The organism is Mesorhizobium sp. HAY1-8B (assembly GCF_056868045.1).
The window spans coordinates 5,606,788-5,627,823 of the sequence record NZ_CP200321.1; the positions used below are offsets into that span (position 1 = coordinate 5,606,788).

At 66.1% G+C, this 21,036-nt stretch carries 27 protein-coding genes; 14 read left to right on the forward strand and 13 right to left on the reverse strand.

Annotation, left to right across the window (positions count from 1 at the left end; genetic code table 11):
• Nucleotides 1-171: 171 nt before the first annotated feature.
• The 5 genes from AC1VON_RS26910 (at nt 172) to AC1VON_RS26930 (ending at nt 3,827) form a co-directional block, all read left to right on the forward strand.
• Nucleotides 172-480, forward strand: coding sequence for a hypothetical protein (locus AC1VON_RS26910; RefSeq protein WP_172349556.1), 309 nt, complete (start codon nt 172-174; stop codon nt 478-480).
• 54 nt (nt 481-534) lie between these two features.
• Nucleotides 535-1,542 carry a LacI family DNA-binding transcriptional regulator gene (locus AC1VON_RS26915; RefSeq protein ID WP_483126387.1) on the forward strand — a complete coding sequence of 336 codons (1,008 nt, stop codon included), beginning with the start codon at nt 535-537 and terminating at the stop codon, nt 1,540-1,542.
• A 74-nt stretch (nt 1,543-1,616) separates the two neighbouring features.
• Nucleotides 1,617-2,408: a 3-methyl-2-oxobutanoate hydroxymethyltransferase gene (locus AC1VON_RS26920; RefSeq protein ID WP_483125450.1), complete on the forward strand. Its 792-nt coding sequence runs from the start codon at nt 1,617-1,619 to the stop codon at nt 2,406-2,408.
• A gap of 22 nt (nt 2,409-2,430) precedes the next feature.
• Nucleotides 2,431-3,435 (forward strand): sterol desaturase family protein, encoded by a 1,005-nt coding sequence (locus tag AC1VON_RS26925; protein ID WP_483125451.1) that lies wholly within the window; start codon nt 2,431-2,433, stop codon nt 3,433-3,435.
• 74 nt (nt 3,436-3,509) lie between these two features.
• Entirely contained in the window at nt 3,510-3,827 is a 318-nt protein-coding gene (locus tag AC1VON_RS26930; RefSeq protein ID WP_172349553.1) for a MocE family 2Fe-2S type ferredoxin, read from the forward strand.
• A gap of 1 nt (nt 3,828) precedes the next feature.
• On the opposite strand, the gene AC1VON_RS26935 is transcribed toward AC1VON_RS26930, so the two are convergent.
• The 3 genes from AC1VON_RS26935 to AC1VON_RS26945 form a co-directional block, all read right to left on the reverse strand.
• On the reverse strand, nt 3,829-4,659 hold the full coding sequence (locus tag AC1VON_RS26935; protein ID WP_172349552.1) for an aldo/keto reductase: 831 nt from the start codon (nt 4,657-4,659) through the stop codon (nt 3,829-3,831).
• A gap of 142 nt (nt 4,660-4,801) precedes the next feature.
• The gene (locus AC1VON_RS26940) at nt 4,802-5,434 is read right to left on the reverse strand and encodes a Vgb family protein (RefSeq protein ID WP_483125452.1); all 633 of its coding nucleotides are present in this window, start codon (nt 5,432-5,434) and stop codon (nt 4,802-4,804) included.
• 89 nt (nt 5,435-5,523) lie between these two features.
• Entirely contained in the window at nt 5,524-6,744 is a 1,221-nt protein-coding gene (locus AC1VON_RS26945; protein WP_483125453.1) for a helix-turn-helix domain-containing protein, read from the reverse strand.
• Nucleotides 6,745-7,058: 314 nt separating this feature from the next.
• On the opposite strand from AC1VON_RS26945, the gene AC1VON_RS26950 reads away from it, so the two are divergent.
• Together AC1VON_RS26950 and AC1VON_RS26955 are read left to right on the forward strand one after the other, a co-directional pair.
• On the forward strand, nt 7,059-7,811 hold the full coding sequence (locus AC1VON_RS26950; RefSeq protein WP_172349549.1) for a DUF899 domain-containing protein: 753 nt from the start codon (nt 7,059-7,061) through the stop codon (nt 7,809-7,811).
• A gap of 111 nt (nt 7,812-7,922) precedes the next feature.
• Entirely contained in the window at nt 7,923-8,180 is a 258-nt protein-coding gene (locus AC1VON_RS26955) for a hypothetical protein (RefSeq protein WP_483125454.1), read from the forward strand.
• 21 nt (nt 8,181-8,201) lie between these two features.
• Here AC1VON_RS26955 and AC1VON_RS26960 read toward each other — a convergent pair whose 3' ends face one another.
• From AC1VON_RS26960 to AC1VON_RS26995, 8 genes are all read right to left on the reverse strand, one after another.
• Nucleotides 8,202-8,516 carry a hypothetical protein gene (locus tag AC1VON_RS26960; protein WP_483125455.1) on the reverse strand — a complete coding sequence of 105 codons (315 nt, stop codon included), beginning with the start codon at nt 8,514-8,516 and terminating at the stop codon, nt 8,202-8,204.
• A 123-nt stretch (nt 8,517-8,639) separates the two neighbouring features.
• Nucleotides 8,640-9,398 (reverse strand): ATP-binding cassette domain-containing protein, encoded by a 759-nt coding sequence (locus AC1VON_RS26965; RefSeq protein ID WP_483125456.1) that lies wholly within the window; start codon nt 9,396-9,398, stop codon nt 8,640-8,642.
• Nucleotides 9,391-10,551 carry a hypothetical protein gene (locus AC1VON_RS26970; protein WP_483125457.1) on the reverse strand — a complete coding sequence of 387 codons (1,161 nt, stop codon included), beginning with the start codon at nt 10,549-10,551 and terminating at the stop codon, nt 9,391-9,393. Before AC1VON_RS26970 ends, AC1VON_RS26965 begins: the two co-directional genes overlap by 8 nt.
• Before the next feature lie 81 nt (nt 10,552-10,632).
• Nucleotides 10,633-11,034, reverse strand: a complete 402-nt coding sequence (locus AC1VON_RS26975) for a periplasmic heavy metal sensor (RefSeq protein ID WP_172349544.1) — start codon at nt 11,032-11,034, stop codon at nt 10,633-10,635.
• Nucleotides 11,031-11,471 carry a hypothetical protein gene (locus AC1VON_RS26980; RefSeq protein WP_483125458.1) on the reverse strand — a complete coding sequence of 147 codons (441 nt, stop codon included), beginning with the start codon at nt 11,469-11,471 and terminating at the stop codon, nt 11,031-11,033. Before AC1VON_RS26980 ends, AC1VON_RS26975 begins: the two co-directional genes overlap by 4 nt.
• Entirely contained in the window at nt 11,468-12,064 is a 597-nt protein-coding gene (locus AC1VON_RS26985) for an RNA polymerase sigma factor (RefSeq protein ID WP_483125459.1), read from the reverse strand. The genes AC1VON_RS26980 and AC1VON_RS26985 overlap by 4 nt, the downstream gene beginning before the upstream one ends.
• 96 nt (nt 12,065-12,160) lie before the next feature.
• Nucleotides 12,161-12,544 (reverse strand): hypothetical protein, encoded by a 384-nt coding sequence (locus AC1VON_RS26990; protein ID WP_483125460.1) that lies wholly within the window; start codon nt 12,542-12,544, stop codon nt 12,161-12,163.
• A 43-nt stretch (nt 12,545-12,587) separates the two neighbouring features.
• Nucleotides 12,588-13,022, reverse strand: a complete 435-nt coding sequence (locus AC1VON_RS26995; protein WP_172349540.1) for an EF-hand domain-containing protein — start codon at nt 13,020-13,022, stop codon at nt 12,588-12,590.
• A 251-nt stretch (nt 13,023-13,273) separates the two neighbouring features.
• On the opposite strand from AC1VON_RS26995, the gene AC1VON_RS27000 reads away from it, so the two are divergent.
• From AC1VON_RS27000 to AC1VON_RS27015, 4 genes are all read left to right on the forward strand, one after another.
• Nucleotides 13,274-13,696 carry an EF-hand domain-containing protein gene (locus AC1VON_RS27000; RefSeq protein WP_483125461.1) on the forward strand — a complete coding sequence of 141 codons (423 nt, stop codon included), beginning with the start codon at nt 13,274-13,276 and terminating at the stop codon, nt 13,694-13,696.
• Nucleotides 13,697-13,724: 28 nt separating this feature from the next.
• On the forward strand, nt 13,725-14,153 hold the full coding sequence (locus AC1VON_RS27005) for a BA14K family protein (RefSeq protein ID WP_483125462.1): 429 nt from the start codon (nt 13,725-13,727) through the stop codon (nt 14,151-14,153).
• 51 nt (nt 14,154-14,204) lie between these two features.
• Nucleotides 14,205-14,645 carry a VOC family protein gene (locus tag AC1VON_RS27010; RefSeq protein WP_483125463.1) on the forward strand — a complete coding sequence of 147 codons (441 nt, stop codon included), beginning with the start codon at nt 14,205-14,207 and terminating at the stop codon, nt 14,643-14,645.
• A gap of 250 nt (nt 14,646-14,895) precedes the next feature.
• Nucleotides 14,896-15,168, forward strand: coding sequence for a hypothetical protein (locus tag AC1VON_RS27015; protein ID WP_483125464.1), 273 nt, complete (start codon nt 14,896-14,898; stop codon nt 15,166-15,168).
• Between the two features lie 19 nt (nt 15,169-15,187).
• Here the strand turns inward: AC1VON_RS27015 and AC1VON_RS27020 are convergent, their stop codons facing one another.
• Both AC1VON_RS27020 and AC1VON_RS27025 read right to left on the reverse strand, forming a co-directional pair.
• Complete coding sequence (locus AC1VON_RS27020; RefSeq protein WP_483125465.1) at nt 15,188-16,186, reverse strand: bestrophin family protein; 999 nt, start codon at nt 16,184-16,186, stop codon at nt 15,188-15,190.
• 59 nt (nt 16,187-16,245) lie between these two features.
• Complete coding sequence (locus AC1VON_RS27025; RefSeq protein ID WP_483125466.1) at nt 16,246-16,863, reverse strand: TetR/AcrR family transcriptional regulator; 618 nt, start codon at nt 16,861-16,863, stop codon at nt 16,246-16,248.
• Between the two features lie 285 nt (nt 16,864-17,148).
• Between AC1VON_RS27025 and AC1VON_RS27030 the strand changes: the two genes are divergently transcribed.
• From AC1VON_RS27030 to AC1VON_RS27040, 3 genes are read left to right on the forward strand one after another with little or no spacing between them, the layout of a single operon-like run.
• Nucleotides 17,149-17,646, forward strand: coding sequence for a (2Fe-2S)-binding protein (locus AC1VON_RS27030; RefSeq protein ID WP_172349533.1), 498 nt, complete (start codon nt 17,149-17,151; stop codon nt 17,644-17,646).
• Nucleotides 17,643-18,701: an FAD binding domain-containing protein gene (locus AC1VON_RS27035; protein WP_483125467.1), complete on the forward strand. Its 1,059-nt coding sequence runs from the start codon at nt 17,643-17,645 to the stop codon at nt 18,699-18,701. The genes AC1VON_RS27030 and AC1VON_RS27035 overlap by 4 nt, the downstream gene beginning before the upstream one ends.
• Entirely contained in the window at nt 18,691-20,943 is a 2,253-nt protein-coding gene (locus tag AC1VON_RS27040) for a xanthine dehydrogenase family protein molybdopterin-binding subunit (protein WP_483125468.1), read from the forward strand. Before AC1VON_RS27035 ends, AC1VON_RS27040 begins: the two co-directional genes overlap by 11 nt.
• Nucleotides 20,944-21,036: the final 93 nt, after the last annotated feature.

Below are 21,036 nucleotides of genomic sequence, written 5' to 3' on the forward strand. Positions count from 1 at the left end.
CCCGCGGCCGGCACCAGCTCGACCTTGTCACTCATGAATGCCTCTCCTTGTCCTGGCGAACATCGCCAGACCAAGGACGAAAGTGGACGGTGCAATCCGACAAAGTTTGGGTTGACCGGCCCCGATGGCGAGGCGACACTTCCTCTCGCACCAAAGGCAGGAGGAAATGCGATGGACGAGCCCGAACGGTGGCGCCACATGTCGACAGCGCCCAAGGACGGCAGCCGCATCCTGGTCACGGTCCGTCCCTCCGAGCAGGGACCGGCCGAAGTCGATCTCGCCTATTGGTCGCGCGGCGACCAGTTCGCCGGCGAAGGCTGGCGGGCGTCGGATTCCTCGCCCGGCCGCGTCGTCGAATACGCCGACCCCGAGCTGAAGTGCTGGATGCCCCTGCCCTCGGCCAACCTCAGCCGCGGCGGCTCGCTGCCGGCGCCCTGGGAAGGTGAGGATGCCCAGCAGTTGGATGGGTCGGGGATTTGAGGGTTCCCAGCAAGATATGATATCTCCCTGATCAAATCAGATCAGGAGCCCGCCATCACCAAGCCGACCTTCGCCGCCATTGCCCGCCGCGCCGGCGTCGGCACCGCGACGGTCGAGCGCGTTCTCAACGGCAGGGGCGGCGTGCGACCCGAGACGGTGGAGAAGGTGGTCGCCGCCGCGCGCTCGCTCGATTATCCGCGCCGGCTTCCCGAAGCGCATCGCGGCATCATCCGCATCGAGGTCATCCTGGTGCGGCCGGACTCGACCTTTTTCTCCCGCCTGTCCCGTGCCTTCGAGCGCATCGCCGCCACGCTCGACCGCACGGTCGCCGTGCACCGGACCTTCCTCGACGAAGGCGACGCCACGGCCATCGCCCGGCGCATCCGCGAGCCCGGCATGCGCCGTGGCGGGCTGATCCTGGCGGTGCCGGACGATCCGCTGATCCGTGCGGCGCTGGCCGAAGTCGAAGGGCAAGGCGTGCCGACGGTCCAGGTGGTGACCCGCATCGCCGGCTCGAAGGCCGATTATGTCGGCATCGACAATTACGCCGCCGGCCGCATGGCCGCGCAGTTGATTAGCCGCATGCAGATGGGCAGTGGTAGCATCGTCGCGCTCTGCCACAGCCAGATCTACCAGGTGCACCGCGACCGCATCCGCGGCTTTTCCGATTATCTTGCCGAGCACCCGCGCGCCGACCTCACCTTCGCCGAGGTGCTGTTTGGCCATGACGAAGGGCGCCGCAGCGCCGACCTTCTCGTCGATGTGCTGGGCCAGCGCCCCGATCTCGCCGGCTTCTACAACGCCGGCGGTGGCAACGGCTCGCTGAACGAGGTGCTGGCTCGCCATCCGCGCCGCCACGAGATTTTCTTCGTCGGCCATGAACTCACCGAGCGCAGCGGTGCTGCCCTGCGCGCGGGGACCATGGACGTCGTGCTCGACCAGGCGCCGGAAGCGCAAGCGCGCCGCGCCATCGATCTCATCATGGCCCGGCTTGGCCTGCACGATCTGCCAATCGACAACCCGCCGATCCGCTTCATCACCTTCACCGCCGAGAACCTTTGATCTGATTTGATCAAGGAACAAGCGGCCTTCCGCCGGCCGCGATGCTACGCCTCTCGCAAATGGGAGGATCACTGGTGACAAGACGGCTGACGGTACACGACTTGCAAGGCGCCAAGGGTAGCAAGAAATGGCTGCAGCTGCATGTCGACACCCCGGCCGAGGCCGGCGCCGCTGTCGCCAGCGACATTGTCATCCTGTCCTGCGAACCCGACCACAATCTCGAAGCCATTCGCCAGGCAGCACCCTTCGCCTTCCTCTCCGTGGGGATGCCGCACGGCGCGGTCGCCTCGCCTGATGAGGCGGTGCGGCTCGGCTTCGCGATGATGAAGCGCGGCGCCGATGCGGTCTATTCATCGCATTCGCCGCGCTTCATCGAAGCCATGGCGGTCGAGGGCATTCCCGTCACCGGCCATGTCGGCCTGGTGCCCAACCGCGCCACCTGGACCAATTTCCGCGCCATCGGCAAATCAGCCGAAGAAGCGATCACGGTGCTGCGCGCCGCCAAGGATTTGGAAAACGCCGGCGCGGCCTGTATCGAGGTCGAGGTGGTGCCGGTCAGGCTTGCCGAGCACATCACCCGCTCGACGCCGCTGATCACCATGGGCATGGGTTGCGGCAGCGCCTGCGACACGCAGTATCTGTTTTCCTCTGACGTGCTCGGCACTCATACCGGCCACTATCCGCGCCACGCCAGGCGTTACGCCGACTTCGTCACGCTGGAAGCCGAACTGCAGGAAAAGCGCATCGCCGCCTTCCGCGCCTTTGGTCGCGACGTGGCAGATGGCCTTTACCCCGAGGCCAGGCACCAGGTGGACATGGACGATGCCGCCTACGACCGCTTTCTCACCCTCTCCCAATCCTTGTGAACCAGCACCTTGTGAGGCCGCCATGGACGATCTGAAATACGGCACACGCAACAAGCGCGGCGACTGGGCGCCGAACGAGCCTGCCGGCACGGCGCCGCTCTTTACCTTCCCGCCGCAACCGCTGGCGTTCCTGAAATGGCTGCCGCACTATTTCCTGCCCTACAATCTCCTTTTCGCGCTCTCGGCGGTCGCCTGGTGGCACTTCGTGCTGCCCGATGTCGAGGTGATGAAGACGCTTGGCTGGGGCTGGATCCTGCGGCTGTTCCTCGTCAACTGCGCGGCATTGCTTGTGTTCTTCGGTGTCTTCGAACTCCAACTCTACATCTTGAGAAGCCAGGGCAACCGATTCAAATACAACGGCAAATGGCCGTCGGAGCAGAAGAGCAAGGCGTTCTTCTTCCAGAACCAGAACCTCGACAACATGCTGCGCACCTTCGGCACCGGCATGCCGATCTGGACGGCGATAGAGGTCGGCATTCTCTACGCCTACGCCAATGGCTATGTGCCGTGGCTGACCTTCACTTCGCACCCGGTCTACCTCTTCTGCCTGGCGCTGGCGGTGCCGATCATCCACGAGACGCATTTCTTCCTGCTGCACCGCGCGATCCACTGGCCGCCGCTCTACAAATGGGTGCATTCGGTACACCACAATTCGGTCAACCCGTCGCCGTGGTCGTCGCTGGCGATGCACCCGGTCGAGCAGTTCGGCTACCTCGGCGTGGCGCTCTGGCACCTCGTCATTCCGTCCAACCCGATCCTGGCGCTCTACCAACTGAATTATGCCGGCTTCGGCGCCATTCCCGGCCATGTCGGCTTCGACAAGATCGAGCTGGGCGAGAAGGCCAGCGTCGATAGCCATGCCTACATCCACTACCTCCACCACAAATATTTCGAGGTGAACTACGGCGACGGTCTCATCCCGTTCGACCGATGGTTGGGCACTTTCCACGACGGCGGCAAGGAAGGTGAGGCCCGCATGCAGGCTCGCTACGAGAAGAAGAAGGCGCGCGCCAACGCCGCCAACTGACCCCGGCCCGACCAGGCAGCCAGTAGACGGCGCCAGCCGGAACGCTCACATCATGCGACAAAGAAGGAAGCAAAATGTCCAGTTGGATCAAGGCCTGCGGCCTCGACGACATCGAACAGGAGGGCGCGCGCCGTTTCGATCATGGCGGCCGGACCTACGCCATCTTCCGCTCGCCCGACGACGAAGTGTTCTGCACCGACGGGCTGTGCACCCATGAGGCGGTCCACCTCGCCGACGGGCTGGTGATGGACTACGAGGTCGAATGCCCCAAGCACGGCGGCGCCTTCGACTATCGCACCGGCGCAGCCAAACGCCTCCCGCCCTGCATCAATCTCAAGAGCTACGCAGCGCGCTTGGAAGGCGGCGCCGTGCTGGTCGATCTGCCGGACTAGCTCAAAACAAGAATGCCGCCGTGGCCGGGTTCGGTCCGTCGCGTCCATCGGCCGAATCCATGCCTGCGATCGTCTTCAGGTCCTGCTCGTCCAGCTCGAAATCGAAGACGTCGAAATTGGCCGCGATGCGATCCTGGTGGATCGACTTCGGGATGACGATCAAGCCCTCCTGAAGATGCCAGCGGATGATGGTCTGCGCGGCCGACTTGCCGTGCTTCCCCGCAATCCCGGCAATCGTCGGGTCGGTGAGCAGCCGGCCGCTGCCCAGCGGGCTCCAGCTTTCGGCGTGGATGCCGTAGCGGGCATGGAAATGCCTGAGCTCGCGCTGCTGGAAACGGGGATGCAGTTCGATCTGGTTGACCACGGGGACTACGCTGGTCTCGCCGATAATACGCTCCAGATGATCCTGGTTGAAATTCGAGACACCGATCGACTTGATCCGCCCCGCCTGCTTCAATTCGACAAGCGTCTTCCAGGCCTCGACATATTTGTCCTGGCTGGGTACCGGCCAGTGGATCAGGAACAGGTCGAGCTGCTCGATGCCGAGCTTCTTCATCGTATCGTCGAAAGCGCGAAGGGCCGCATCGCGCTGATGCGCGCCGTTGCGCAGTTTCGAGGTGATGAAGAGCTCGCTTCTCGGCACGCCGGCGGCGCGGATCGCCTCGCCGACGCCCTCCTCGTTCTGGTAGCCCTCGGCAGTGTCGATCAGCCGGTAGCCGGCCTTGATCGCCCAGCCCACCACATCAGCCGTGATGTCACGATCGACCTGCCAGACGCCAAGGCCAAGCTGGGGAATGGTGGCGCCGTCGTTCAGCGTGATCTGTTCGGGCATGGTCGGTTCCTTTGCGAAGAGATGTCCGGGCGGTCGCCCAACGCAGCCTATCTAGGCGCGCACTGGGGCGACGGCCAGTCACCGGTGGACAAATTCGCAAACGCGGGCTGCCAGCCCTGATGCCCCTGTCAGGAGAACCGTCTCATCTCGGCCGACGCACCGCCCGCACCACCCCAGAGGATGTGCTGCCGCAGAAGAGGCGGTCGCCGCCATCGGATTCCAGCCCCGAGACGCCGATGCCATCAGGCATGTCGAGCCTCTCCAGGACCTTGCCGGTCTGTGGGTCGACGCGGCGCAGATCGCTCTCGTCGCCTTCCCAGGTGGCATGCCACAGCTCGCCGTCCACCCACGTCACCCCGGTGACGAAGCGGTTGGATTCGATCGTGCGCAGGATTTGTCCGGTCTCGGGATCGATCTGGTGGATCTTGCGTTCCCGGTACTGCCCCACCCAAAGCGTGCCTTCGGCCCAGGTCAACCCGGAATCGCGGCCGCCGCCCGGCGCCGGGATCGTGGCGACCACCTTGCCTGTATCGGGATCGATCTTCTGGATGCGATCATTGGCGAGCTGGAAGAAATGCTGCCCGTCATAGGCGGTGCCGGCATGCGCCGCGACGTCGATCGAACGCAGCGCCTGCCCGCTTTCCGGATCGAAGGCGTTCAGCCTGTCGCCCGAGGCGAACCAGACGTTCTCGCCGTCGAAGCTCACCCCATGCACCCGCTCCACCCCGGAAAAGGGTCCGTATTCGCGCAGGATTTCGGCCGCTGAATGTTTCATGTCTTGATCCTCATGGTCGTCATCCAAGGTGTCGAAATCCGGGTCAGGCCGCCATTTGCAGGCCGGCCTCACCTGAATATCGCCACACCTTAGCCGTTCGGCAGCGGCGCCGGGAGTAACAAGGTGGTCGTGAATCCGGCCACTGGCGGCGTCATCCAGCGACGCGCCCGGCCATGGCCGAAGGACTGTACCTTGCCGGCCTCGGCAAGCGGCTCGAGCGCCCGCTGTACGCTGCGCTGGCCAGTGCCGAGCGCCAGCGCCAGCGCCGAGCTCGACCAGGCCTCGCCGTCGGCGAGCAAGGCCAGCACCGCCGCGTGCCGTTCCTCGATCGGCCGCGCCAGCACCATCACCGCGCGCGCCTGGCGCGGCGCCAGCGTGAAGCCGCGCTTGGTGGCGCTGATATCCGTCAGCGCGGCAAGCTCGGCGCGCAGCCGGCCGATCTCGACACGCAGGCGCGCGCGGTGCGATTCATCGGCGTGCTTGCCGCCGAAGGCCCGCGCCACGAGATCCTGGCGCGATACATCCCCGGGCCACGCTTGGGCGAGCGCGCGCGCCAGCGCGAACAGCACCGGCCGGCTCGCCAGCGAGACGGTGCTGGCGCCGGCGCGCACGACATGGCGAATGGCGTCGATGACCAGCGCCGGCGATGCCTGCAGCGCCTCGACCTCTTCGAGCAGCAGCGGCCGCTCCGCACCTTGCGTGATCAGCCGCGCCGCCGGTGTTTCGAGCGCCAGCGATGCGCTGGCGACCTCCGCCATGAGGCCTGGAATGCCGGCCTGGCGGGCGGCGTTGCGTGCCCATTCCAGCGCCGCGCGCGCCGGCCGGATCCTGAGGCGCCGCATGGCGATGCCGGCGACAGCGAGCTCATGGGCGGCCCTCGCGGCCGGCGGCAGCGGCGTCGGGTCAAGCCCCGCCAGCACATGTTCGGCCTCGTCGAGGCGGCCGATCAGCAACAGGCGCCGAACCTTGAGTTGGCCTGCATGCGCCGCGTTCAGCCGGTCGCCATGCTTCTCCAGAGCGGTCCGCGCCGCGTCGAGCGCCTTGGCGGGCCAGCCCAGATCGCGCGAGACCAGCGCGATCTCGGCCTCGGCGACGACGCATCTGGCGCGCGCGACGGCTTCTTTCGGGCTGAACGCGCGGGCCGCGCGCCGCAACAAAAGCTTGGCGCGGTCGAAGTCGCCGAGCTGCGCCATGGCAATGCCGCGCAGCGCCAGCGCCGGCGCATCTTCGCGCAGCGCGACGCGGTCGAGCGCGCCGAGCGGATCACCCGCCGCCAGCGCAAGTGCCGCCGCCGTGATCAGCGAGTCCATTCAAATCCCGTCACACTTGTAACTCCCACCTTCGCGAAGCACCGCCCTAACTTAAGTCACCACGGCCAGGCAGCAAGCCGCATCGGCAACGGGCGGCGCACCAAGGAGAACGCAATGACTGTCTCAACCGACCTTGCTCTCGACGCATCGAAGGACGGCGCCGGGCATGCCCGACGTCACCCCTGCTGCGCCGGACCGGACGATGCGGATCCGACCGCTTTTGCAACACCCGTCCCTCACCGCCCCACCCTGGCTCAGGATCCCCGGGCGATCACAGGCCGCGGCGGCCCCATGACTGGCAAAGGAGAAGATCAATGACCAAGCACATGACGATGAAGACCCCGCCGATCGTTTCGAGGCAGGAATGGGACACCGCGCGCGAAAAGATGCTGGTGAAGGAGAAAGCGACGCTGCGCGCCAAGGACGCGCTGGCCGCCGAACGCCGGCGCATGCCGTGGATGGAAGTGGACAAGGCCTATGTGTTCGAGGGCCCCAACGGCAAGGCAAGCCTGCTCGACCTGTTCGAAGGCCGCCGCCAGCTGATCGTCTATCGCGCCTTCTTCGAGCCCGGTGTCTATGGCTGGCCCGATCACGCCTGCCGCGGTTGCTCGCTCGGCGCCGACCAGGTCGGCCACCTCGCCCATCTCAACGCCCGCGACACCACGCTCGCCTACGCCTCGCGCGCCCCGCAGGCCGACATTGCGCGGCTGAAGACGCGGATGGGCTGGGAAATGCCCTGGTACACCATCACCGACAGCTTCGACAAAGACTTCGGTGTCGACGAATGGCATGGCCACAACGTCTTCATCCATGACGGCGACCGCGTCTTCCGCACCTATTTCATCAACAGCCGCGGCGACGAGGCGATGGGCACGGTCTGGAGCTACCTCGACGCCACCCCGCTCGGTCGCCAGGAGGTCTGGGAGGACTCGCCCGAAGGCTATCCCCAGACGCCGCTCTACAGCTGGTGGAACTGGCACGACAATTACGAAGCCGGGGCCGACAAGAAATGGGCCGAAGTGTCCGCCGCAGGCGAAGCCGCCTTCCGCGACAAGGGCGAACAATAGGACCGGTGGATCGACGCCCCATCCAGCCTGGGTTCCTCTTCCCCACACCGTGGGGCGAGGAACCCAAGCCCTGGCCTCGTCACTGGCATGATCATCAGGGAAAAAAGGACCATGACCGACATCCATTCCGGCACCGGCGGCGCGACCCCCGAAAATACCGCCTCCCTTGGTATCGCCGACTGGCTGTGTCTCGCGGCGGCACCGACCTTCGCCCTGATGGCCCTGCTCTCGTGTCTTCAAGGTGGCGACGCAGCCATGCTGTGCATGGGCGGCTCGCCGCTGACCGGCATGGCGGCCATGTACCTCCTGATGAGCGCCTTCCATCTCGCACCCTGGCTCAGGATGATTTCCGGCCGGCAGGTCCGGTAGACCTGGCTCGCTGTCGCCATATCAAGACATCCACACGTCGGAGAAGACAATGAAGCTGGTCGGGCTGAGGGCGCGGGGTGGCCTGGACAGGCTCGAACTGGTCGAGAAGGATCCGCCGCGGCCGGAGGGGGGCGGGGCGACGTGCCGGTCAGGATACGCGCCTGTTCGTTGAACATGCGCGACGATTTCGCGGTGCAAGGCAGGACACCGCTCGCCGACGGCCGCGTGCCGCTGTCCGACGGCGCGGGTGAAGTGATCGCCGTCGGCGGCGGCAGCCGGGCGGACCAGGAGGACATGATCCGCGCGATAGCGATCAAACAGCTTGAAGCCCGTCATCGACCGCCGCTTCCTGCTGCGCGACATTGCCGCCGCCTTCACGCATTACGGGAGCGCGAAAGCACTTCGGCAAGGTTTGCCTGGAGCTTTGAGCCTGCGGCAGATTCACGCCTCGACGTGCCTTCATCCGTCAGCCGCCTGGACCGTCAGCGCCCGCATGACTTCGGCTTCGAAAGCGCCAGGCACGCGCCCCACCTCGGCCAGCTGCCGTGCATTCCAGTCACGCGCGATGCGGCCCTCGGCCAGAAGCAGGACGCGGTTGCACAGGCCAGGCACGGAATCCACGACATGGGTGGAGATGATGATGGCATGGCGGCCGGTCGAAGCCAGGGCCTGGATGATGCGCTTCACCTCGAAGGCGGCAAGCGGATCAAGGCCGTTCAGGGACTCGTCGAAGATCAGCAGCGGCGGCGCACCAAGCAGAGCCGCGGCAATGGCGATCTTGGCCCGCGTGCCCAGCGAATATTCGCCGATAGGCCGGTCGATCCAGCGCTTGAGCCCGAGCCGATCGGCGACATTGACGCCAGGCCAGTCGTCTTCGGCGCAGCCGCGGATCGAGGCGACGAGCTGGAGATATTGCCACCCGCTCAGTGCTGCCGGCAGTTCGGATGGATCCACGGCAAGGCCGAAGCCTGACTTGGCGCGCTCCGGTGCGCCGGCAAGGTCGACGCCGTTGATCGCCACGCTGCCCGCGAGCGGCCGGATCTGACCGCTGATTGCTCTCAGCAAAGTGGATTTGCCCGAGCCGTTGGCGCCAAGCAGGCCAAGGATGTCACCACGGCCGAGCGACAGGTCGGCACTGCGGACGACCGGGCGGCCCCCATAGCCGGCGCTGAGACCGCGAACCGCGAGTATCTCGGCAGGGTCGGCGCTGCTATCCATGGCGGTATCTCCGTTGCGCCCGGTGCCACAGGAACAGGACAAGGGCGGCAAAGCCGATCAGCACCGTGCGCCCATATTCGAGCAACTCGTAGCTGGTGTAGGCGATGGCACTGAGAAAGCTCAGCGCGGCGACGAACGGCGCGCTCATGAAATAGGCGGCAAACACCGCATAGGCGCCGTTCAGCGCCAGCAGCCAGAAGCCGCTGGCGATCGGCATCGCCCAGGCCGACGGCTCCGCCGCCAGGGCAGCACCCGCCGGCAGGAGAAAGAAGGCGAGCGACAGTTGCAGCGGCAGCCGCGCCAGGCGCAACCAGGCCCTGACGAAGCCGAGCGGAGCCGTGCGCAGCACCGGCGAGCCGAGCGGGTGGAAGCGCGCGCTCAGCATGAAGACGAGAACGCCGCCGGCCAGCCCGGCCATGGCCGCCGGCACGGCATCATGGCGAACGAAACTGATGGAGGCCGCAACGACCGCCACGAGACCGAGCAGCATGGCCGCGCCCATCAGCCGCCATGAAAGCCTTACGCGGCCGGCCGGCAGGTCCCAGGCCCAGCTCGAGAGCCAGGCCGGCGTCGAACGATCGAAGGCGCCGAGCGAGGGCTTGCGCCCGCCGCGATCGCCCGCCGGCTCGGTGTTGCCGGAGTGGATCAGGTCGCGAGCGCTCCGCAGTCGCAGCCCGGCCGCGGCGCCAAAGCCGGTGCCAAACAGCATCGCGGCACCGACACCCCAGACCGACGCAAGCGGCTTTGCGATGACGAAACAGCCGAGGCCCGCGGCCACCGCGACGATGAAGGCAATGGGAACGCCCAGCGCACATGCCGCTACCGCGGCCATGCGCCGCCGCTCGAAGAGGGAGAGCGGAAATGCTTTCAGGAACGGCGCGAATGCGCGTGACAGGCAAAGTCTTGCGACCGCACTGCCGGCGAAGCCGCCAAGGCAAAGCAGTACCGCCGGCAGGCCGGCCATCCACAACACCTGCGCTTGCCGCAACGTGGCGGCGGCCGCATGCAGTGCGACGACGATGTCGGCAATGGCGTAGGCGAGCAACGCCCCACCGCCAGCCACGATCCAGGCAAGGTCGCGGCGGCGCATCGAGCGCAGACCAGCCGAGAACTCGCGCCAAAGCAGGGTTAGGACAAGCCTGTCGTGCCGCATTATTCCATCTTCGCGATCGCAAGCCGGTTGGATACCGACATGGGTCGGCGACAATTGTGCCGCCAGTAGGGCCGCCGCGGCTCAACCTCCCGCGGCGGGCCTGGCGTTGACATTCTTCAGCGCGGTCAGGAGATAGTCCTGCATGGTCGCCTGAAGGTTGGTCGTTGCGCTGCGCACAGCCGCCATCGCGTCCTTCGCCGCCGTTTCGTCAAAGGGTTTGGCTGTTTGTGCCGCCGCCAGGGTGGCGCGCGCGCTACGCAGGTCGCGCAGAGCCTGGAAGGTGCGCGCGCGGTTGTCGCGCAGAATGCCACGGAACTCCTTCCTCACCTCGGGCGGATAGCTGCTGGCAATCTCCGACAACAGCACACGCGTCGCCGCGCCTTGCCGCAGGCCATGCATGGCATAACCGACCAGGAAGAAGTTGACGGCCAGCGAAAGAGCAAGCAGCACCAGGGTCGCCGTCCATATCCAGGAGCGCTTCAAAGCGAGCCCTCCCCTTCTGGATCGGCCACGATACCGCGGCCTTCGGCCAGCGACGAACCGGACGCCAGCGCCAGCAGCTCCGTATCAGACAGATCGTCCTGAAGCCGTGCCAGCTGGTAGCCTGCCAGCGTCGCCGCAACGAGCGCGGCGGCGGCGCAGGCCGCGAACCCGGCCGGGCTCAAAAGGAAGCGCGGCAGGAAAGACGAGCGCGCCGGAACACTACCGCTGTCGATACGGGCCAGCACCTTGCGCGCCAGCGCCTGGTCGTCGCCATCGGTCAGCGCCGCCTCGAGCACAAGACGATCGAGCACGGCATCCGGATCGTCCTTCCACTCCGCCGCCAGCAAGGTCAGCGCCTGCTGGCGGAAGGGCGCCGGCCATGCCTCGACCCTGTCGCCGAAGCGGCGCCTGTTTCGTTCGAATTCGTCCCGTGTCATGAGGACTTCCTTTCACGGCCCACGGCCGCCATTGCCAAATGATCCCTGAGCGCGCGCCGTCCGCGCACCAGCAATTGCTCGGCCGAGCCGATGCTGCTGCCCATCACTTCGGCGATCGCGGCGATATCGAGGTCGCCGACCGCCCTCAGCAGCACCGCCATGCGCTGCCGTTCCGGCAGGCGCGAGAGCCCGTCGCGCACGATCGCCAGTTCCTGCCGCGCCGCTGTCGTCACTTCGGCATCCGCCTCCGGCGACGCGACCTCTTCCTTTATGTCGTCCAGCCCGATGAAACTGCGTAGCGCCCTGCGTCGACGCTGGTCAATGCACCGGTTGGCGGTGATCCGATAGAGCCAGGTCGAAGCCCGCCCCTTGGCCGGATCGAACCGCGTGGCCTGTTTCCAGACGGCCACGAATACCTCCTGCACCACATCCTCGGCGTCGCCGGCATTGCCGAGATACCGCGCCGCGAACATTCGCAGCCCACGGCCATGGCGGGCGATGAGCTCGGACAGCGCGCTTTGGCTGCCCGCGGCGATGCGCGCCAGAAGCTCATCGTCACCGCGGGGTTCCTCATGTCGCACGGCGGCGCGCATCCACGGACGAGACTGCTGGTTCGGCGAATCCGAAATTCGCATCGATCAGGAGGAGCACAGAAACGAATTTCGGGTTCAAATCCATCACATCAGATGTCAGCGCCGCCAGCGGCGGAAGCCGTGGACCGTGTTGCCGTTCGGGCCGGTGAAGCTGCCTGCCGAACGGCCCCGAAACACCCCGCCCGCCGATACACGCTTGCCAGAGTAGGTCTGCCCCTTCGGCCCGGTGCCAGAATAGCTTCTGGCGCAGCGGTCAACAACGCCTGCAATGCACTTGGAGCTCGACGTATAGGTGCCGCCATTGGGGCCGGTGCGGGTGGTCGAGCCGGTGTAGACATTGCCGTCCTTGCTGACGCTTCGGCTGATCTCGCCGCCGTGCGCGGTCGGACGCTGCCATTCCTCGGCCGAAGCCGGCGAAGCGGTCGACCAGATAAGCATCGCACCGAGACAGAAAATCGGAATCTTTACCGAAGACAACATGTCGTACTCCTTGTTTTGTAAAGGGAATGATCGCTGCCGATCATCAGTTGGCGTGCTCGGCGATCAGCTTGCGGACGGAGGCGATCTCGTCGGCCGAAATCTTGCCGTCACCATCCCGGTCCGCGAGGTCGAACAAAGGCATGCTGCTGGCGAATTCCTGCTCGGAGACCTTGCCGTCGCCATTGGCGTCCATGCGCCGCCAGCGGCTGCCGAGCCGCGCCTGCGCCACCTCGGCGCGATCCTTGATCGCCTGGCGGGCACTCTCCATCTCCTTCTCGTCGATGACGCCATCGCCATTGCGGTCGAGCTTCCTGAACAAGCGCTCGCGGGCGGCCGTCATCTCATCCTTGGAGATGGCGCCGTCTCCATTGGTGTCGATCCGTTGCAGAATGCGCTGGCCGGGCATGTCCTGTGCCTGCGCCGCAAAGAGCGGCGTAAGCCCGATGAGCAGGCCCGCAATGAGTGCAGAGCGTTTCATGATGGTGGTCCTTTCGTGTCTAGTCGGGGGGCGACTGCTGACCGATACGCAGCACGGGGCCAAGCCCTACGCTCGACGCGGAGGATTCTTTGCCGGACCTGCCAATCCCTGTCGCGGCGGGGTAGGCCGTTACGCCTGCACCACCTTGAAAAAAAATGACCTCGCGCCGCGTAGGGGCACGGAAGGCGCCGCGTAGAAGGCTCTGCAAGGACGGTCCGCGGCGGACCATCCGACCCAATGCGGAGACCAGCATGAACAAGATAGTCATGGCCTTTGCCGGCCTGCTGCTTGGCGCGGGAAGCGCCTGTGCGGCGGACGGCAGTGCCAAGGAACTCTTCCGGCGCATAGACACCAACGGCGACCGCAAGCTCGAATTCAGCGAAATCCAGGCCGCGCGAGCGCGGATGTTCGACCGGATGGATGCCAACCACAATGGTTTGCTCGACGCGGGCGAAGTGCGCGCGGCGGTGGAAGCGGTGAAGTCGAAGCGCGACTTCCAGGCCGCCCAATTCGGCGGCTTCCAGGCCCAGGCCGGCCGCATCGACCGCAATGGCGACGGCAGGATTTCGCGCGACGAGTTTGCCGCCTTCATTCCAGACCGGTTGCTGCGGGCGGACACCAACGGCGACGGCGCGCTTTCGATCTCCGAACTGCGGGCGCTCAGACGCCAGTGATCCCCTTAACACCCCTCACAGGAGAGACATGATGAAACGGACACTTACAGCGTTTTGCGGTTTGATGATTGGCGCCTCGGTGCTGGCCTCGCCGGCCGAGGCCTTGCCGGTCGTGCCGGCTTCTGCCCCGGCGTCGGTCACCACCGCGCCGACACCAGTCTGGTTTCGGCGCGGTTTCTACGTCGTCGGCGGCGGATACTACTACAATGGCTATCGCGGCTATGTGCGCATGCGGCCCGGCTACCGCTATTACAACGGTTACTGGTTCCCCGCCGCTGCCTTTGCCGCCGGCGTCGCGGCCGGGTCCGCCGCGCCATTGCCGGCGCCTCCTGCCGTCCGGCTGGAAGCGGCGCATGTGCGCTGGTGCTATGACCGGTACGTCTCCTACCGCGCTTGGGACAACAGCTACCAGCCTTATAACGGGCCTCGCCAGCAATGCTGGTCGCCCTATAGTTGAAGCGGAGAAATCCGTCCTGGATGCCCCGCGCGGAAGGCCACGGAGAATGACATGATCGCCAATCGCTCCATGCCCGCGAGCGCGGTCATACCCGTGCTGTCCTATCCCGACGTCGAGACGGCCAGCCGCTGGCTCTGCCAGGTTTTCGGGTTCGAACAGAGGCTGATCATCGGCAACCACCGCCACCGGCTCGGCTTCGGCGACGGAGCGGTGGTTGTCACCGGGTCGAAGAACGGCGAACCGATACCGGAACAGGCCGGCGCGCCGTTCGCGGTGATGGTGCGTGTCGAGGATGTCGATGCCCATCACAAGCGAGTTGCGCGCCACGGTGTCGTGATCCTGAGCCCGCCGGCCAGCTACCCCTATGGCGAGCGCCAGTATACTTGCCGCGACCTCGCCGGCCACCACTGGACGTTCTCCCAGTCGATTGCCGACGTCGCGCCTGAGGACTGGGGTGGCGTCGCGGTCGGCACTCGAGCAGTCTGGGAATAGGCGTCAGTCCCGCATGGGTCGCAATATCGTCGACCAGCAGCAATGGCTTCCAATTCATGGCTACAAGCACGGGTAGAATGCACGTCACACCGTTCGCAGCCCTGATCTGTCGGTGACTCCACGTCACCGCCACTCCATCAGCAATGGCTAATTGACAGCCGATGCGAAACGGCGCTCAGTGCCTTGTACAGGTGGATCGCAGCAGCAGGCGGGCGATTTCGACCGCCGGCGTCACCCTGGGGAGGATGCCATGCCAACCGTAATCGGCCATCACAACATCTCGAAAGACAGCAAGCACTGGCTCGGTTCACCCAAGCGCAAGGAGCTTTTCGGCTCGCTGGGGATCACGAACATCCGCACCTTCGTCGACCCGCAGAACCCGAAACGGGTGGCCGTGATGATGGATGTGCCGGATATGGATAAGATGGCCGCGCTGATGCAGAGCAAGGCGGCCGCTGATGCCATGGCGCACGATGGCGTGGTGCCGGAGTCCCTGGTGATCCTGGTCGAAGCGAAGGCGTAGCCGCGCCAGGTCCAGCACTTCAGGTCGCGATGTCGTTGACCGGCAGCAATGGCTTGGGGAGGTCAGCCTCGCCAAGCCCGGCGCGCAGCTCGATCTCGATGTCGCGGCATATCTGCGAGATCGGAACGTCGTTGGCGCTGCCCTCGAACGGGTTGGCGCTGCTCTCGCCGACCTGGTCGAGAGACATGTAGGCCCAGCCCAGCAGCGTGCTGAACGGGATCGTCAGCCAGATGCCGAGCGTACCGAGCACGCCGCCAAGTTTGCCCATGTCGGCAAAGACCGGAACGACGCCGAACGGCAACAGCGTGCAGAAGATCATGACGAACATGGAACTGACGATGGCATACTGCCTCGGATAGGGATTGTTCTTGATGCGGTCGCAGCGCGCCTGCTGATCGTGGAAGTCGCGGATCAGCTTCGTCAGTTCGACATAGATCTGAGGAGGAATCCTGGCGTCCTTGAACAGTGCGTTGACCTGGACCGATTGCATTTCGAGCAGGGCCAGCGCCGGCTGTGGCGATTTCAGCACCGCCTCGGCCTGTTCGGCCAGCAGCGGCCGCAATTCGTCGGCGATCGAGCCCTTGTCCTCCTGGATGCGGTAGCGCCGCCGGTATTCGATATTGGCGGCCTTCCCCATGGATTCCCAGGGCATCGGCCGCCGCAGCGAAAAGCGCAGTGCCGTCATCCAGGCGATATGGCGGTAGATGAGCTGCCTGGCCGTCGGCGCGTCGAGGAAGTCCCGGCAGAAATTGGACCACACCCGGCTGCTGGCGGTGATTTGCGTGAACGCCTGCAGCGCCTCACCGCTGCGGGTGAACACCTGCGAATTCTTGAACCCCGCGACAAGCGATACGGTGGTGCCGAGCACCAGCACGACCGACCATGGCACCGAGAAGCCGGCGATACCGGGAAGACGATAGGCCGCGACGGCCAGCCCGCTCACCACCACCATGTAGATGACGCTGCGCCGCGACCAGAGCGCGAAGTCGATCAGCTTGTAGGAACGGCCTACATACATCGGATTCCCCTCAAAGATCGTGGACAGGCATGGTTGTCACGCGGCCGATATCCAGCTCCTCAACGCGGGCTGTTTGCCCCGAACCGCAAGCCGTCCATCAGGAGCTTGACCAGCCGGCGCGAGCGGTCGCGCCACTCCGGCGTATCGGGTGCGGAGTAAATGCCGGACAGCGCATGCAGCACATCGGAGGCATCGACGTCGCCCCGGATCGTGCCCTCGGCCACCGCAGCCTCGACCAATTGACGCAAGGCCTGGGAGACCCTGCCCGACGTGTCGGAAAACAGCGTCGAGTTGGTGGTGAGCAGAATGCGCAGGCTGGTTGCCAGGCCGCGCTTGGTGGCGATGTAGTCGACGAAGCGCCGCATCCATTCTTCCAGCGCGACATCGGACGGATGCTTTGCCGCAAGCTCGCCGGCGGCCGCGCACAGCGCCTCCACCTCGCGGCGGTAGACCACCTCGACCAGATGCTCGCGCGTTGGGAAATGCCGGTAGAGCGTACCGATGCCGACACCGGCGCGGCGCGCAATGTCCTCCAGCGAGGCATCGATGCCGCGTTCGGCGAAGACCGATGCGGCCACCTCGACCAGCCGGTCGCGGTTGCGTCGCGCGTCCGCGCGCAGCGGCTTGGCTTCCGCGGCGGTCTTCGTTTCGGCGATGACGGACGGCTCAACGGCCAATTTTTTCTCCACGGTCGAAATATGGGGGCTTGAACCCGGCCGGGCCAGCCCCCACGTAATAAACGGAGGCGCCTCCGATTTAGTGGAGTGCTTTCATCATATAAGAAGGGGAACGCTTATGTCACGCCTTTCGAACCTGCAAGCTGACATCTCCCCTGCCCGCCTATCTCCCGGGAGATCCGCTGTCATCTCCGCCAACACCTGACCAAAAGGTTACCTTGCCCTTCCCCGGCAAGGCACCAGTTCACCTCCCATCCGCGTCAAGCAAACTGGAGCCAGACGCCCATGACCAGTCTTCCCATCACGCTTACCATCAACGGACACCGACACGAACTGGAAGTCGATCCACGCGTAACCCTGCTCGACCTGCTGCGCGAGCGGCTTGACCTCACCGGTACCAAGAAGGGCTGCGACCGTGGCCAGTGCGGCGCCTGCACGGTGCTGGTCGACGGCAATCGCATCAACTCCTGCCTGGCGCTGGCGGTCAGCCATGACGGCGCCGATGTCTTGACCATTGAAGGCGTCGCCCGTGGTGAGGAACTGCATCCGGTGCAGGCCGCCTTCATCGCCCATGACGGCTTCCAATGCGGTTTCTGCACACCGGGCCAGATCATGAGCACGCTCGGCCTGATCGCCGAAGGACAGGCCGGCGACGATCCCGAGCGCATCCGCGAGGGGCTGAGCGGCAACATATGCCGCTGCGCGGCCTATGGCGGCATCGTCGAGGCCGTCCTGGAAGCCCAGCAACAGCTTGCCAAGGCCGACCGGAGGACCGCGGCATGAAGGACTTCGACTATATCAGGCCCGCCACCATCCCCGACGCCATCGCGGCGGCGGCCGAGCCGGGTTCGGCCTATCTCGCCGGCGGCACCAATCTGCTCGACCTCATGAAAGGCGGCGTCACCAGCCCCGAGCGCATCGTCGACATCTCGCGGCTGCCGGAACTCAACCGCGTCGAACGGCTGGACGATGGCAGCCTGCGCATCGGCGCGCTGGTCCGCAACGCCGATCTCGCCCACGACACGGCATTCGCCAAGGCCTATCCGGCGGTGGCCGAGGCGCTGCTGTCGGGCGCCTCCGCGCAGCTTCGAAACGCCGCCACCGTCGGCGGCAATCTCCTGCAGCGCACGCGCTGCAGCTATTTTTACGACACCGCCAGCGCCTGCAACAAGCGTGTATCAGGCGCCGGCTGCGACGCGCTGGGAGGCGAGAACCGCCTGCACGCCGTGCTTGGCTGGAGCGATGCCTGCATCGCCACCCATCCCTCGGACTTCTGCGTGCCGCTGGTGGCGTTCGACGCCGTGGTCGAGATCGAGGGCAAGCAGGGCCGGCGCCATGTGACGCTGGAGGAATTCCACCGGCTTCCCGGCGAAACGCCGCAGCGGGAGAATGTGCTGGAGCCCGGCGACCTGATCGTGGCGGTGCGCCTGCCGGCCGAGGCAACCGCCTTCGCCGCCAATGCCCGATACCTGAAAGTACGCGAACGCACCTCCTATGCCTTCGCCGTCGTCTCGGCCGCAGCGGCACTTGTCGTCGACAGCGGCAAGATCCGCGCCGCGAGGCTGGCACTGGGCGGCGTCGCGGCCAAACCGTGGCGTGCCCGCTCGGCGGAAGCCGTGCTGCTTGGCGCGGATGCCAACGAGGCGACCTTCGCCAGCGCGGCGGACGCGGCCTTGGCCGACGCCAGTCCCTCCGGCGACAATGCGTTCAAGATCGAGCTTGCCCGCCGCATCGTGGTCAGGGCGCTGATATCGGCCCTGGCGGGGACGCCCGAGCGGATACCGGCCCTTCCGGCCTCTCCCTTTTCCTCCATTCCCGGAGTGCGCCATGACGCTTGAACTCAACCAGCAACCCGCCCACGCGCGGCAAGGCTCCAGCATCGGACAGCCGCTGACCCGCCGCGACGGCTTTCTGAAAGTCACCGGAGCCGCGCGCTACGCGGCCGACAACCATCCGCCCGGCATGCTCTATGCCGTGCTCGCCGTCTCCAGCATCGCGCGCGGCCGCGTTGCCGCGCTGGATATCGAAGCGGCCAAGGCGCACAAGGGCGTGGTCGAGGTGATGACGCCCAGCAACCGGCCGGCGCTCGCCATCGATGCGGATGCCAAGGACAATCCCTTCATGTTCCGGCTCGACCTGTTGCAGAACGATCAGGTCCGCTACCCGAACCAGACCATCGCCGTGGTGATCGCCGAAACGCTGGAGGCGGCGACCGAGGGGGCGGCGCTGCTCTCGCCGCGCTATGAGGCGCTGCCGGCGCGCGTCGGTCTCGACGGTGCCGAAAGCTTCGTGCCGCGTGGTGTCGGCGTCGGCAATCCGGCCGTGCATCACAAGGGCGATGTCGAAGCCGGCCTCAAATCGGCAACGACGCGGATCGAAGCCACCTACGAGACGCCTGCCCAGTACCACAACGCCATGGAACCGCATGCGATCGTCGCCGCCTGGGATGGCGGCAGGCTGTCGATCGACACGCCGAGCCAGGGCCTTGCCATGGCCCAGGGCCGCATAGCCGGCCTGTTCGGCATCGCGCCGCAAGACATCCATATCCGCAGCCCTTTCCTCGGCGGCGGCTTCGGTTCGAAAGGCATGATTTCGGGGCCGCAGGTTCTGGGCATCCTGGCGGCGCGCCTCGTTGGCCGTCCGGTCAAGCTGGTGCTGCGGCGCGAGCAGATGTATGGGCCGGTCGGCCACCGTGCTCCGACGCGCCAGACCTTGCGCATGGGCATGGATGGCGAGGGCCGGCTGACGGCGATCGACCATCACGCCAAGACCGCTTCGAGCACGTTCGACGATTTCTTCGAACCGGCGGCGGATGCCTCCCACACACTCTATGCCAGCCCGGCAATCGCCACCTCGCACGAGGCGGTGCGGCTCGACACCGGTACGCCGCTGTTCATGCGGGCACCCGGTGAAGCCACCGGCTCGATAGCCCTGGAGAGCGCCATCGATGAGGCGGCTCACGCCTGCGGCATCGACCCGCTGGAATTCCGGCTGAGGAACTATGCCGAGGTCGAGCCGATGACCGGCAAGCCGTTTTCCTCCAAGGCGCTGCGCGAATGCTACAGCCAAGCCGCTGAGGCATTCGGCTGGGCGAGCCGCCCGCTTCAGCCCCGGTTGATGCGCGACGCCGACGGTTTCCTCACCGGCTGGGGCATGGGTACGGCGACGTTTCCGGCCCTGATGTTCCAGGCCGAGGCGCGTGCGGTGTTGAGGGCCGATGGCAGCGGCCTGATGGAGACCGGCGCGCAGGACATGGGGCAAGGCGCCTGGACCGCCTTCGCCCAGATCGCCGCCGATGGGCTGGGGCTCGACATCGACCAGGTCGATTTCAGGGCCGGCAGCTCCGACCTGCCCAATGCGGGCATTGCCGGCGGCTCCGGCCACACGGCGACGGCCGGCATGGCGATCCACAATGCGGGCGCCGCCGTCATCGCCAGGCTCGCCGATCTCGCCACCGGCAACGAGGCCTCGCCATTGTTCGGTGCCGGCAATGAAGGCGTGCTGGCGCGTGGCGGCTGGCTGTACCGGCGCGACGATGAAAGCCGGGGCGAAAGCTATGCCGAGATCCTCACGCGCGCCGGCCTCACGGAGATCGAAGGCCGCGGCAAGGGCGCCCCGGACCCGGCGTCCCAGGAGACCTATGCCAAGCATGCGCACGGCGCCGTGTTCGCCGAAGTCAAGGTCGATCCGGATTTCGGGCAAATCCGCGTCACCAGGCTGGTCGGCGCTTTCGCCGCCGGACGGGTCATCAATCCCAGGCTGGTGCGCAGCCAGTACTATGGCGGCATGATCTGGGGGGTCTCCTTCGCGCTGCATGAAGAAGCCAGCACCGACCGGCGCTCGGGCCGGATCCAGAACGCCAACCTCGCCGAATACCATGTCCCGGTGAATGCCGACGTGCCGTCGGTCGAGGCGATCCTGGTCCATGAGGACGACCCCTACGTCAACGCGCTCGGCATCAAGGGCGTCGGCGAAATCGGCGTCACCGGCACGGCCGGCGCGGTTGCCAACGCGGTCTGGCATGCGACAGGCGTGCGGCCTCGCCGCTTTCCGATCCGCATCGAGGACCTGCTGGTGTGAAGAGTGGTTCGCATAATGGACGGGAAGCCAATTGCCCGGCTTCCCGAACAACGAACGGTGAAGGCCCGGTCCGCCTTCGGGCGGATCAAAAGG